The organism is Achromobacter sp. 18P8.1.1, assembly GCF_057799415.1.
Genome location: NZ_JBYOKH010000009.1, coordinates 28,737 through 42,075, shown reverse-complemented (window position 1 = coordinate 42,075; position 13,339 = coordinate 28,737). Strand labels below are relative to the sequence as shown.

General features: G+C 65.6%; 13 protein-coding genes. 12 read left to right on the top strand and 1 reads right to left on the bottom strand.

Annotated features, from left to right (window positions below):
- The first annotated feature begins 28 nt into the window (after nt 1-28).
- Nucleotides 29-1,669, top strand: coding sequence for a chaperonin GroEL (gene groL / locus AC27VE_RS08490; protein WP_169271334.1), 1,641 nt, complete (start codon nt 29-31; stop codon nt 1,667-1,669).
- A 221-nt stretch (nt 1,670-1,890) separates the two neighbouring features.
- Nucleotides 1,891-2,823, top strand: a complete 933-nt coding sequence (locus tag AC27VE_RS08485; protein ID WP_315137562.1) for a YihY/virulence factor BrkB family protein — start codon at nt 1,891-1,893, stop codon at nt 2,821-2,823.
- Nucleotides 2,824-2,830: 7 nt separating this feature from the next.
- Here AC27VE_RS08485 and AC27VE_RS08480 read toward each other — a convergent pair whose 3' ends face one another.
- Nucleotides 2,831-3,313: a MarR family winged helix-turn-helix transcriptional regulator gene (locus AC27VE_RS08480; RefSeq protein WP_488703574.1), complete on the bottom strand. Its 483-nt coding sequence runs from the start codon at nt 3,311-3,313 to the stop codon at nt 2,831-2,833.
- A gap of 152 nt (nt 3,314-3,465) precedes the next feature.
- Here AC27VE_RS08480 and AC27VE_RS08475 point away from each other — a divergent pair, with 152 nt between their 5' ends.
- The 10 genes from AC27VE_RS08475 to AC27VE_RS08430 all read left to right on the top strand — a co-directional run bounded on the left by AC27VE_RS08475 (nt 3,466) and on the right by AC27VE_RS08430 (nt 13,337).
- Nucleotides 3,466-4,923 carry a 2-hydroxymuconic semialdehyde dehydrogenase gene (locus AC27VE_RS08475; protein ID WP_006227639.1) on the top strand — a complete coding sequence of 486 codons (1,458 nt, stop codon included), beginning with the start codon at nt 3,466-3,468 and terminating at the stop codon, nt 4,921-4,923.
- 23 nt (nt 4,924-4,946) lie between these two features.
- Nucleotides 4,947-5,378: a RidA family protein gene (locus AC27VE_RS08470; RefSeq protein WP_006227638.1), complete on the top strand. Its 432-nt coding sequence runs from the start codon at nt 4,947-4,949 to the stop codon at nt 5,376-5,378.
- 25 nt (nt 5,379-5,403) lie between these two features.
- Complete coding sequence (locus tag AC27VE_RS08465; RefSeq protein ID WP_006227637.1) at nt 5,404-6,435, top strand: LysR substrate-binding domain-containing protein; 1,032 nt, start codon at nt 5,404-5,406, stop codon at nt 6,433-6,435.
- 628 nt (nt 6,436-7,063) lie between these two features.
- Nucleotides 7,064-7,615, top strand: a complete 552-nt coding sequence (locus AC27VE_RS08460) for a 3-hydroxyanthranilate 3,4-dioxygenase (protein WP_006227636.1) — start codon at nt 7,064-7,066, stop codon at nt 7,613-7,615.
- Between the two features lie 22 nt (nt 7,616-7,637).
- Nucleotides 7,638-8,639 (top strand): amidohydrolase family protein, encoded by a 1,002-nt coding sequence (locus tag AC27VE_RS08455; RefSeq protein WP_488703573.1) that lies wholly within the window; start codon nt 7,638-7,640, stop codon nt 8,637-8,639.
- Between the two features lie 61 nt (nt 8,640-8,700).
- Nucleotides 8,701-9,876, top strand: a complete 1,176-nt coding sequence (locus AC27VE_RS08450; RefSeq protein WP_088589318.1) for an ABC transporter substrate-binding protein — start codon at nt 8,701-8,703, stop codon at nt 9,874-9,876.
- A 50-nt stretch (nt 9,877-9,926) separates the two neighbouring features.
- The gene (locus AC27VE_RS08445; protein ID WP_006227633.1) at nt 9,927-10,847 is read left to right on the top strand and encodes a branched-chain amino acid ABC transporter permease; all 921 of its coding nucleotides are present in this window, start codon (nt 9,927-9,929) and stop codon (nt 10,845-10,847) included.
- A gap of 11 nt (nt 10,848-10,858) precedes the next feature.
- A complete protein-coding gene (locus AC27VE_RS08440) occupies nt 10,859-11,845 on the top strand; it encodes a branched-chain amino acid ABC transporter permease (protein ID WP_088589316.1) in 987 nt (328 codons plus the stop codon).
- A complete protein-coding gene (locus tag AC27VE_RS08435) occupies nt 11,842-12,630 on the top strand; it encodes an ABC transporter ATP-binding protein (RefSeq protein WP_088589315.1) in 789 nt (262 codons plus the stop codon). Before AC27VE_RS08440 ends, AC27VE_RS08435 begins: the two co-directional genes overlap by 4 nt.
- Nucleotides 12,627-13,337 carry an ABC transporter ATP-binding protein gene (locus tag AC27VE_RS08430; protein ID WP_488703572.1) on the top strand — a complete coding sequence of 237 codons (711 nt, stop codon included), beginning with the start codon at nt 12,627-12,629 and terminating at the stop codon, nt 13,335-13,337. Before AC27VE_RS08435 ends, AC27VE_RS08430 begins: the two co-directional genes overlap by 4 nt.
- Nucleotides 13,338-13,339: the final 2 nt, after the last annotated feature.

Here is a 13,339-nt window from a genome sequence, read left to right as displayed (position 1 = left end):
CAAACGAATTTTCGAAGGAAGCTAAGAAATGGCTGCCAAGCAAGTATTGTTCGGTGACGACGCCCGCGTGCGCATCGTCCGCGGCGTGAATGTTCTCGCCAACGCTGTTAAGACCACCCTGGGCCCCAAGGGTCGCAACGTCGTGCTGGAGCGCTCGTTCGGCGCCCCGACGGTGACCAAGGACGGCGTGTCCGTCGCCAAGGAAATCGAACTGAAGGACAAGTTCGAAAACATCGGCGCACAACTGGTCAAGGACGTTGCTTCCAAGACCTCCGACAACGCCGGTGACGGCACCACGACCGCCACCGTGCTGGCTCAAGCCATCGTCATGGAAGGCCTGAAGTACGTTGCCGCCGGTTTCAACCCGATCGACCTGAAGCGCGGCATCGACAAGGCTGTCGCCGCTGCCGTTGCTGAACTGAAGAAGCAATCCAAGCCGGTCACGACCAGCAAGGAAATCGCCCAAGTCGGTTCGATCTCGGCCAACAGCGATTCCTCCATCGGCCAGATCATCGCTGACGCGATGGACAAGGTTGGCAAGGAAGGCGTCATCACCGTCGAAGACGGCAAGTCGCTGGAAAACGAGCTGGACGTCGTCGAAGGCATGCAATTCGACCGCGGCTATCTGTCGCCCTACTTCATCAACAGCCCGGAAAAGCAAGTTGCCGTGCTGGAGGACCCGTTTGTCCTGATCTTCGACAAGAAGATCAGCAACATCCGTGACCTGCTGCCCGTGCTGGAACAAGTTGCCAAGTCGAGCCGTCCCCTGCTGATCATCGCAGAAGACGTCGAAGGCGAAGCGCTGGCCACCCTGGTTGTGAACAACATCCGTGGCATCCTGAAGACCACCGCCGTCAAGGCTCCGGGCTTCGGCGACCGCCGCAAGGCCATGCTGGAAGACATCGCCATCCTGACGGGCGGCACGGTGATCTCCGAAGAAACCGGCATGTCGCTGGAAAAGGCCGGCCTGGCTGAACTGGGCCAAGCCAAGCGCATCGAAGTGGGCAAGGAAAACACGACGATCATCGACGGCGCTGGCGACAGCAAGTCGATCGAGGCTCGCGTCAAGCAAGTCCGCATCCAGATCGAAGAAGCCACGTCCGACTACGACCGTGAAAAGCTGCAAGAACGCGTGGCCAAGCTGGCCGGCGGCGTTGCCGTGATTCGCGTTGGCGCTGCCACCGAAGTCGAAATGAAGGAAAAGAAGGCTCGCGTCGAAGACGCCCTGCACGCTACCCGCGCTGCAGTGGAAGAAGGCGTTGTGGCTGGTGGCGGTGTTGCACTGCTGCGCGCCAAGCAAGCCATCGCTGACCTGAAGGGCGACACGCCTGACCAGAACGCCGGTATCAAGCTGATCCTGCGTGCTGTGGAAGAGCCGCTGCGCACCATCGTCACGAACGCCGGCGAAGAAGCCAGCGTCGTGGTCAGCAACGTGCTGCAAGGCAAGGGCAACTACGGCTACAACGCTGCAACCGGCGAGTACACCGACCTGGTTGAGCAAGGCGTGCTGGATCCCACCAAGGTGACCCGCACCGCCCTGCAAAACGCTGCCTCCGTCGCCAGCCTGCTGCTGACGGCTGAAGCCGCCGTGGTCGAACTGGCAGAAGACAAGCCCGCTGCCCCGGCCATGCCGGGTGGCATGGGCGGCATGGGCGGCATGGACTTCTAAGTCCCGCTTCCCTTGCAAGGCCTCCCCGGCTCACGCCGGGGAACGCAGTATCCTGAGAAACCCCCGGACCTTCGCCCCGGGGGTTTTTCTTTTGGGGTCGCTGGACGCCCACTGGCCGAATTACGCCCTGAGCGGTGCGAACACGTTTGCGCACAAACTGTTGGTTTCGCCTGGGCGCATGCGTCCCTACAATAAAGGGTCCACAGACCGAGTCCAGACCCATGCGCCTTCCTCAGAGCCTGCGAGCCTTGCGTCCGTCCGAAATCGGCGGATTGCTGATGGATTCCGCCAACCAATGGTCAAGCCATCGCGCCTCCAGCAAAGGGGCAGCCCTGGCGTTGTACATGGTGTTCTCGCTGGCGCCCATGCTGATCCTGGTGATCGCGGTGGCGGGCGCATTCTTTGGCGAAGATGCGGTGCGCTCCGAGTTGTTCTCGTCCCTGCGGGACCTGACCGGCGAACGTGGCGCGGAAGTCATTCAGACCGTGCTGGCCAGCGCCCATGAGTCAGGTGGCGGCTGGATTGCGGCGCTGATTTCGATTTTTGTGTTGATCTTCAGCGCCACGACGGCGTTTGCCGAACTGAAGGCCAGCCTGGACGACCTATGGGAAGTGCCGCCTAACCAGAAGGGCGGCATCCAGGGCATGGTGCGCAGCCGCATGCTGTCGTTCGGCCTGGTGCTGGTGCTCGCCCTGTTCCTGCTGATCTCGCTGACCGTGAATGCCGGCCTGGGCGCCGCGCGCAAGTTCTACGGCGACCTCTGGATGGCGTCTACGTTCGCCACGGTGGCGGACTGGCTGTCCAGCCTGTTCTCGTTCTCGGTGGTGGTGGCGCTGTTCGCCGTGATCTTCAAGCTGCTGCCCAGCGCCCGGATTTCCTGGAAGGACGTCATCCCCGGCGCCATCGTGACGGCGGCCCTGTTCCTGGTCGGCAAGTGGGGCATCGGGGTCTACCTGAGCCGCGGCGCCGCGGTCTCTGCGTATGGCGCGGCCGGATCGCTCATCGCCCTGCTGCTATGGATCTATTACTCCGCGCAGATCTTCTTCTTCGGCGCGGTGTTCACACGGCAGTTCGCGCTGCGCTTTGGCAAGGCGGCGGATGCCGCCCCGACGGAGCCGCCCTCGGCGGATTCCCCGCCCCCACCCGCCGCCTGATCCGCCGTCAGGCTGGATCCTGGGGCTCCAGCCCCACCATCAAGCGCAGGCACTTCAAAAATACGGGCCGCAGCTCTGGCGGAATCGGCGCCAGCACCGCGGCCTCGACGTCGGCATCTTGCGGCAGGATGCGCGCCAGCAGCGCCACGCCCTCGTCCGTGATCTCCAGCGCATAGGCGCGGCCATCTTCCGTGGATCGCGTGCGGCGCACATAGCCCTTCGCAGTCATGCGGGCCATCATTTCGGCAAAGGAATTACGGTCCAGGGCGATCAGCTCGGCGATGCGGTTCTGCGTGGCGCCGGGGTTCTGATAGACGGTGATCAACAAGGCCTTCTGGCGCGGGGTGAGGTCTTCGTCCGGAAAGGCTTGCGCGAACAAGGCTTCGGCCCGGAAATGCGCGCGGCGCAGCAGGTGCGAGGCGACCTGGGTCAGGTCGAAAGCTTGCAGGTCGCGGGGCGGAGCCGCTGCGGAACGGGCGGTGGCGGTCATCGGGCTTCCATGGGTTGTGCCTGCCGATTGTAGGCGTTGGATCTCTCGAAAATGCGCATTGACTTGGCGCGGGCCGCTGCCTATGATCCAAAATATAGTACGTATACGTATTTATTGACCGCCAACCCGAACACCATCCAAGGGGCCAGATCGTGACGATCCGCCAACTGCGCAACTACATCGACGGCCGCTTTGAAGACGGCGCGTCCACCTTCGACAAGCACAGCCCGGTGGACGGGCAGCATATTGCCCAGGTCCATGAAGCCAGCCAGGACCAGGTCAACCGCGCCATCGCGGCCGCGCATCGGGCGCTGCCGGCCTGGGCCGGTTTGTCGGTCGAGGCGCGCACGGACCACCTGCTGGCGCTGGCCGACGGCATCACCCGGCGCTTTGACGACTTCCTGCAGGCCGAGATTGGCGACACCGGCAAACCGGTAGGATGGGCCGGCAAGATCGACATCCCGCGCGGCGCCGCCAATTTTCGTGCCTTTGCCGAACTGGCCCGCACGCTGGATATGGAAAGCTACATGACGGACACGCCCGACGGCCGGCAGGCGCTGAACTACGCCTACCGCAAGCCGCTGGGCGTGGTGGGCGTGATCTCGCCGTGGAACCTGCCGCTGCTGCTGTTGACCTGGAAGGTGGCGCCCGCGCTGGCGTTCGGCAACACCGTAGTCATGAAGCCGTCGGAAGTCACGCCCAGCACCGCCACCCTGCTGGCCGAAGTGGCGGACCAGGCCGGGCTGCCCGCCGGCGTGCTGAACCTGACGCACGGTTTCGGGCCGGGATCGGCCGGCGAATTCCTGACCACGCATCCGGACATCGACGGCATCACCTTCACCGGTGAATCCGCCACGGGCGCCACCATCATGCGGGCCGTCGCGCCGGGCGTGAAGCCGGTGTCGTTCGAACTGGGCGGCAAGAACGCCGCGCTGGTGTTCGCCGATGCCGACTTCGACGCCGCGGTCGACGGCGTCACGCGGTCGGTCTTCGCCAATTGCGGACAGGTCTGCCTGTGCACGGAACGCGTGTACGTAGAGCGCCCCATCTACGAACGCTTCGTCGCCGCGTTGGCGGCCCGCGCGCGCGACATGCGCATCGGCTGGCCCCTGGACCCCGCCACGGAGATGGGCCCGCTGGTGTCGCGCGAGCATCGCGAGAAAGTGCTGTCGTACTTTGCGCTGGCGCGCGAAGAAGGCGCTACCGTGGTGGCGGGTGGCGGCGTGCCGGTGTTTGGCGACGCCCGCGATGCGGGGGCCTATGTACAGCCCACCATCTGGACCGGCCTGAAAGAAGACGCCCGCTGCATCAAGGAAGAAGTGTTCGGCCCGGTGTGCCACGTGGCGCCCTTCGACACCGAGGAAGAGGCCATCCGCCTGGCCAACGACACGCGCTACGGCCTGGCCGCTGCGGTCTGGACGCAGAACCTGACGCGCGGGCACCGCGTGGCGCAAGCCATGAAAGTGGGCCTGGCCTGGGTGAACTGCTGGTTCCTGCGCGACCTGCGCACGCCGTTCGGCGGCAGCGGACTGTCCGGCATCGGCCGTGAAGGCGGCCGCCATTCGCTGCATTTCTATACTGAACCCACCAACGTCTGCATCAAGCTCTGACCCTGTCCACAAAGGAACGCAAGATGACCCAGTCCAACGTCAGCGCCACCGTCGTCGCCGGCAAGGCCACGCCGCGCGGCAAGTATCCCCACATCAAACGCGCCGGTGACTTCCTGTTCGTCTCCGGCACCAGCTCGCGCCTGCCCGACAATCGTATCGCTGGCGCTGAAGTCGACGCCATGGGCACGACCACGCTGGACATCCGCGTGCAGACGCGCGCCGTCATCGAGAACATCGGCGACATCCTGGCGACCGCCGGCGCCACGCTGGCCGATGTGGTCGAGATCAGTACTTTCCTGGTCAACATGAACGACTTCGGTGGATACAATCAGGTCTACGGCGAGTTCTTCGACGCCGATGGCCCGGCGCGCACCACCGTCGCGGTGCATCAGTTGCCGCACCCGCAATTGCTGATTGAGATCAAGGCGGTCGCCTACAAGCCGCTGGCGCGCTAGCTTCCGGCTACGCGGCGGGCAGATGATGGGCGACGGCATTTCGCGTTCACACAGGGAACAGGATGACGGCTCGCGGCGCACCGCCGGCGCCGCCCCACGCATGTCGAACTTCCGCATCACGCCCAACGCGCTCAGCCACAAGCTGAAGCTGCACCAACTGCAGATCTTCGAACGCGTGCTGGCGCGCCGTTCGCTGTCGCGCGCGGCCAGCGAACTGCATCTGACCCAGCCCACCGTCACCAAAGCCATCCACGACCTGGAAGCCTTTTTCGGCGCCACGCTCTTCGAACGGTCGAACCGGGGCGTCACGCCCACCGAACTGGCCCTGGTGCTGGGCCGCCGGGTGCACGCCATGATGGCCGAAGTCCGGTATATGGCCGACGACATCGACGCCGTGCTGGGTGGCGCCAGCGGCCACGTCGTCGTGGGCACCCTGATCGCTGCCTCCGCGAAGCTGCTACCCGAAGCCATCGCGCGCCTGATGACGGAACACCCCGGCATCCAGGTCACGGTGCGCGAAGGTCCGTCCGCCCAACTGCTGCCCGCGCTGGCCACCGGCGACGTCGACATCGTCGTGGGCCGCCTGCCCGGCGCCGACATGGCCTCAATTTCCGGCGTGGCGGTAGACCACCACAAGCTGTACCGCGAATCGCTATGCCTGGTGGTAGGCGCCCAGCATCCGATGGCCCACGCGCAATCGGTGTCGCTGCCCGACCTGATCGACCACATCTGGATCCTGCCCGCGCCCACCTCGCCGCTACGCGCCTCCGTCGAACGCACCTTCTTCGACGCCGGCCTGCGCCTGCCCGCGCGCCACGTCGAGTCCTTATCGCTGCTGACCAATATCGGCATCCTGATGCACAGCGACGCCCTGGCCCTGATCCCCTACGACGCCGCCGCGCAATTCCTGTCCATGGGCCTGCTCGCCCGCCTGCCCACCGACGTCTTCGGTGACTTCGGCGACGTCGGCTACTCCATCCGCGCCGACCGCCCGCTGACCCCCGCGTGCCAACGCCTGGTGGACTACCTGAAAACCATCGCAGCGCAACGGCCGTAGCACGCGCGCGGCGTCGGGCCTTGCCACGATGATGGGTTACGCGCGAAGAACAGCCGCGTCCTTCTGCCCCGCTTGCCGCGCTCCACCCATCCTACAAATGCCACCGCACGCGTTCGTGCCCAGGGTCATCACCTCGTGATCCCCCACGATTCAATCCGCCATCCCAGTAGCACAACTCAAACGCCACGACGCAAGACACCGCCAAAGCCCCAAAAGGCCGCCCGCGCGGCCGGCCTGGGGCGAGCCCCGCAAGATCCTCCACCACACCCCACTCGCGGCGAGCACCCCAAGCACACCGTCCTCCCCGCTGACGGCCGCTTGCCGCTGACGCAGCGCGGCGTGGCGCGTGCCCGCGGTGCGCGGGGAGTCGATAAGCCCAAGGGAATCCGTAGGGAGCCGAAGGCGTACGAGGATGACGCAGGGGAAGTCCGGAGCGAAGGCTCCGGACCGCAATCGTTGACCCGCGCACCGCGGGCACGCGCCACGCCGTGCGTCTCAAGAACCAACAACCGCCCCATCAGGGAAACCCCGCGATAGATAACCCGAATGTCCACCCCGACAATTTCTATTATGCAGCCCCCCTCCCCCCGCCTAGACTGCATCAACAACGTCCTCCCCGGAGACCCTCATGCCCGCCTACGGCCCGCCGTTGAATTTCCAGCGCTGGATACAAGACCACGCGCATCTTCTGAAGCCGCCGGTCGGCAACCAGCAGATCTGGCAGGACGCGGACTTCATCGTCACCGTCGTCGGCGGCCCGAACCTTCGCACCGACTATCACGATGACCCGCTCGAAGAATTCTTCTACCAGATCAAAGGCAACGCCTGGCTGTCCCTGTGGGTGGACGGCAAACCCGAACGCGTGGACCTGAAGGAAGGCGATATCTTCCTGCTTCCCCCGCACGTGCGGCACTCCCCGCAACGCCCCGAGACCGACAGCGCCTGTCTGGTCATCGAGCGCCAGCGCCCCATGGGCCTGGTCGACGGCTTCGAATGGTATTGCCCGCATTGCCGCCACCTGGTGCATCGCGTCGAAGTGCAGTTAAAGAGCATCGTCACCGACTTGCCGCCGTTGTTCCAAGGCTTTTACGCCAGCACGGAAAAGCGCACCTGCCCTGGTTGCGGAGCCATCCACCCGGGCAAAGGCCACGCGCCCTCGCCCCAAGCCACCCCTGCCTAGTCTCCCTGCGAAGCCGCTTCCCATGATCCAGAAAATCGACATGCACGCTCACTTCTTTCCGCCGATCACCCGGCAGGAAGCGGCCGCGCTGGACCCCGTCAACGCGCCGTGGCTGCGGGCTGACGGCGATGGCGCCACCGGCCAGATCATGGCCGGCGACCGGCCGTTCCGGCCCGTGGACGCGACCCTGTGGGACCCGGCGCTGCGCATCGCCCAGATGGACCGCCACGGCGTGGACGTACAGATCCTGTGCGCCACGCCGATCATGTTCGGCTACACCTACCCGGGCCAGGCCGCGGCCGATTGGGCGGCGCGCATGAACGACCTGGCGCTTGAGCATTGCGCCCACGCGCCATCGCGCCTGAAAGCGCTGGCGCAGGTGCCGCTGCAAGACCTGGATCTGGCCTGCAAGGAAGCGTCGCGCTCGCGCGCCGCCGGCCATCTTGGCGTACAGATCGGCAACCACGTCGGTCCGCGCGACCTGGATGACGACACGCTGGTGCAGTTCCTGATCCATTGCGCCAACAACGACATCCCGGTGCTGGTGCATCCGTGGGACATGATGACCGACGGCCGCATGAAGAAATGGATGCTGCCGTGGCTGGTCGCCATGCCCGCCGAAACGCAGCTGGGCATCCTGTCGCTGATCCTGTCCGGCGCCTTCGAACGCATCCCCCGCAGCCTGAAGCTGTGTTTTGCGCACGGCGGCGGCAGCTTCGCCTTCCTGCTGGGCCGCGTGGACAACGCCTGGCGGCATCGCGACATCATCCGCGAAGATTGCCCGCAACTGCCGTCGTCCTACACCGATCGCTTTTATACCGACAGCGCGGTGTTCGACCCGCGCTCGCTGCGTCTGTTGGTCGACGTGATGGGCGAAGACCGCGTGCTGTTGGGATCCGACTATCCCTACCCGCTGGGCGAACAGGAAGTCGGCCGCCTGGTGACGCATGCCGACCTGAGCCCCACAGTGCAGCAGAAGATCCTGCTGCGCAACACGCTGACCTTCTTCGGCCTGAACGCATAACGCGCTTTTCGCACTTCACAACACCACGACCGTGCCACACGGCGACTCAAGGGAAAACACCATGAAACGCACCACCACGCTGGCCGCCGCTGCGGTCATGGGACTGGCCTTATCGGCCACCGCGATGGCCGATGTGAAAATCGGCCTGCTGACGACACTGACCGGCCCCGGCTCCGTGCTGGGCCAGGACCAGCTGGACGGCTTCATGCTGGCCGTGGAGCAAGGCGGCGGCAAGCTGGGCGGCGTACCCGTGCAGGTCATCAAGGAAGACGACCAATTCAAGCCCGAAGTCGGTGTGCAGGCCGCGCGCAAACTGGTGCAAAGCGACAAGGTGCCGATCATCACCGGCGTGGTGTATTCCAACGTAATGTTGGCCGTGGTGCGGCCGGTGACGACCGCCGGCGTGTTCCTGGTGGGCTCCAACGCCGGCCCCACCAATTTGGCGGGCAAGGACTGTTCGCCCTATTTCTTCTCCACGTCCTGGAACAACACGCAGCGCCATGAAGGCAGTGGCGAAATGGCCAACCAGATGGGGTTCAAGAAGGTCTACCTGCTTGCGCCCAACTATCAGGCCGGCAAGGACGCCATGGCCGGCTTCAAGCGCTTCTACAAGGGCGAAGTGGCCAACGAAGTCTTCACCCAGGTCAACCAGCCGGACTATTCCGTGGAACTGGCCGCGCTGGCCGACGCCAAGCCGGACGCCGCCTACGTATTCTTTCCCGGCGGCATGGGCGTGAACTTCATCAAGCAATATCGCCAGGCCGGCCTCTTCGGCAAGATTCCGCTGCTGTCGGTGGACACCATCGACGGCGCCACCCTGCCCGCGCTGCAAAAAGACGCGCTGGGCGCCGTGACCAACGTGCCGTATTCGCCCGACCTGGACAACGCCGCCAACAAGGCCTTTGCGGCGGCGTTCCGCCAGAAGTATGGCCGCGAGCCCTCCAGCTATGCGGCGCAATCCTTCGACGCCGCCCAGCTGATCGGCTCGGCCTTGAAGAAGACGGGCGGCAAGACCGACGACAAGGACGCCTTGCGCAAGGCCCTGGAAGCCGCCGATTTCCCATCGGTGCGCGGCGAATTCCGCTATCAGCCCAACCACTTCCCGGTGGCCGGATTCTTCCGCGCCGACGTGGAGGCTGGCGCAGACGGCAAGGTCGCCTTCGTGAACAAGGGCCCGATCTTTCCGGACCTGTCCAAAGTCGCCGACCAGTACGCCGCCCAGTGCGTCATGAAGTAAAGCGGGCGGCCAAGACATCTGTCACGGCCGCCGGCAAGAGGTGAACTGATATGTCCACGACGCTGCTGCTGGTGCAGGCCTTGAACGGCCTGCAGCTTGGCATTCTGCTGTTCCTGCTGGCGGCCGGCCTGACGCTGGTGTTCGGCATCATGAATTTCATCAATCTGGCGCACGGCTCGCTCTACATGATGGGCGCCTTCATCGCGGCCACCGTGTTCCGTCACACCGGCTCGTTCCTGCTGGCCGCCGCCGCGGTCATCGCCGGCATGGCGGCGCTGGGTCTGCTGCTGGACCGCATTGCGCTGGCACGCCTGTATCCGCGCGAACATCTGGACCAGGTGCTGGCCACATTCGGCTTCATCCTGTTCTTCAACGAGCTGACCCGCATCATCTGGGGGCCGGCGCCCATCAGCATGGGCCTGCCATCGTGGCTGTCGGGCACGATCGATATCCTGGGCGTGACGTATCCGCTCTACCGGTTCCTGATCATCGTTGTGGGATTGCTGGTGGCGGCGGGCTGCTACGTGCTGATCCACCGCACGCGGCTGGGCATGCTGATCCGTGCGGGTTCCACCGACCGCATGATGGTCGGCGCGCTGGGGGTGAACATCGCACGGCTGAATACGCTGCTGTTCGTGCTGGGCGCGGTGCTGGCGGGGCTGGCGGGGCTGATGGCCGGCCCCATCCTGTCGGCGCAGACTGGCATGGGCGAGCCCATCCTGATCCTGACGCTGGTGGTGATCGTGATCGGCGGCATCGGCTCGGTGCGCGGCGCCTTTCTGGCCGCGCTGATGGTGGGCCTGATCGACACGCTGGGCCGCGCGCTGCTGCCGACACTGCTGCGCGCCGCCTTGCCACCCGCCGCGGCTAACGCGGCCGGCCCGGCCATCGCATCGATGCTGATCTACGTGGTGATGGCGCTGGTGCTGGCCTTGCGGCCGCAGGGCCTGTTTCCCGTCAAGCACGGATAAGGGGGAATCCCATGCACAGGCTTTCTCCTCGAACCCTGGTGGCCGGCACATTGCTGCTGTTGCTGGCGCTGGTTCCCGTCTACGCGCAATGGCAAGGCGAACCCTTCCTGCTGGCGCTGTTCGGCCGCGTGCTGGTCTACGGCGTGGCCGCGCTGGCGCTGAACCTGCTGTTGGGATATGGCGGCATGGTCAGTTTCGGCCACGCGTTGTACCTGGGGCTGGGCGCGTATTCCGTTGGCGTGATGTCGCACTACGGCATCGAAAGCGGCTGGCTGCATCTGGCGGGCGCGCTCGGCGCGTGCGCCGTGGTGGGGCTGGTCAGCGGTTATGTGGTGATGCGCACCTCGGGCATCGCCTTCATCATGATCACGCTGGCGTTCGCGCAGATGTTCTATTTCCTGGCGACGGGCCTGGACGGCTTCGGCGGCGACGACGGCATGTCGCTGTTCGCAGGCAGCGACTTCGGCGCGTTCCGGCTGGATACGCCGCTGGCTCTGTACTACGCGGCCTTCGGCGTGCTGCTGGCCGTGCTGGGGCTGATGCACCGCATGGTCCACGCGCCCTTCGGCATGGCGTTGCGCGGCTGCCAGGCGAATGAACGGCGCATGCGCGCGCTGGGCTTTCCGACCTTGCGCTACCGCCTGGCTGCGTATGTGATTTCCGCGATGATCTGCGGCGTGGCCGGCGTGTTGCTGGCTAACCTGACGATGTATGTGTCGCCGTCGTACCTGGCCTGGACCACGTCGGGCGAATTGATCGTGATGGTGGTGCTGGGCGGCATCGGCACGCTGTTCGGCCCCGTCGTGGGCGCGCTGGCCTTCCTGTTGCTGGAAGAAGGCTTGAAGCTGCTGACGGACCATTGGATGTTGATCATGGGGCTGTTGATCGTCGGCGTGGTGCTGGTGTCACGACGCGGCGTCTACGGCAATCTGCGCGACACGCCCTGGCGCCGCCGCGCGGCCCGGCCGCTGCGCCAGCCTTCGGGAGAACCGCTATGAGCGCGCTGCGTGTGGAGAATCTGCTCAAGCGCTATGGCGGCCTGACGGTCACCGACGACTTGTCGCTGGACGTGCATGCCGGCGAACTGCACGCCGTGATCGGGCCGAACGGCGCGGGCAAGACCACGTTGATCGGCCAGCTCAGCGGCGAACTGCGGCCCGACGGCGGCCGCGTGCTGCTGGACGGCCGCGACATCACCCGCATGCCGGTGGAAAAGCGCGTGCGTCACGGCCTGGCCCGTTCGTACCAGATCACGTCGGTCTTCAAGCCGTTCACGGCCTTGGAGAATGTGGTGATGGCGGTTCAAGCGCGGCGCGGTCACAGCTTCCGCTTCTGGCGCCCGGTGCTGTCCACCGCCGCGCTGACGGACCCCGCCCAAGAGGCCCTGGCGCTGGCCGGCCTGTCCGCCCGCGCCTACACGCCGGCGGGCGAGCTTGCCCACGGCGAACTGCGCCAGCTGGAATTGGCGATGGTGCTGGCCTGCCAGCCGACCCTGCTGCTGCTGGACGAACCGATGGCAGGCATGAGTCAGCACGAGTCCGAAGCCATGACCCGCCTGCTGCTGCAACTGCGCGGGCAATACACGATCCTGCTGGTGGAACACGATATGCAAGCGGTCTTCGCGTTGTCAGACCGCATCACGGTCCTGGTGTACGGCCGGGCGCTTGCTTGCGGCACGGCCGACGACATTCGCAACAACCCGCAGGTGCGCGAGTGCTACCTGGGCAGCGAACGCAGCAGCCGCCGCGCGGCGGGCCAACGCAATCCGGCGGTGCCCGCATGAGCGCCCTGCTGTCACTGCGGGGCGTCACCGCACACTATGGCGCCAGCCAGGCGCTGTTCGGCATCGACCTGGATATTGGGCCCGGTGAATTCGTGACCTTGCTGGGACGCAACGGCATGGGCAAGTCCACGACCGTGAAAACGGTGATGGGGCTGAACCGCGCGTCCCAAGGCAGCATCGTCTTCGACGGACGGGACATCAGCCGGCTGCCCGCGTATAAGGTGGCGCAATGCGGCATCGGGCTGGTGCCGGAAGGACGCCACATCTTTCCCAACCTGTCGGTCCGCGAGAACCTGGTCGCCACCGCCCACAACCGCCAGGGCGCGCCGCAACCCTGGACGCTGGACCGGGTGTACGCGCTGTTTCCCCGCCTGTCGGAGCGCGCCCGTCACCTGGGCAGCCATCTGTCGGGCGGCGAACAGCAGATGCTGGCGATCGGCCGGGCGTTGCTGACCAATCCCCGCTTGCTGATCCTGGACGAGGCCACCGAAGGCCTGGCGCCCGTGGTGCGCGAAGAGATCTGGTCCGCACTGGACACGCTGAAGCAGACGGGGCTGGCGGTGCTGTGCATCGACAAGAACCTGGAACCGCTGCTGGCCACGGCCGACCATCACGCCATCGTGGAAAAGGGGCGCGTAGCGTGGGCAGGCTCGTCGCAGGCATTCCTGGACGACGAACCGCGGCTGCTGCAGTACCTGGGGGTTTAGGG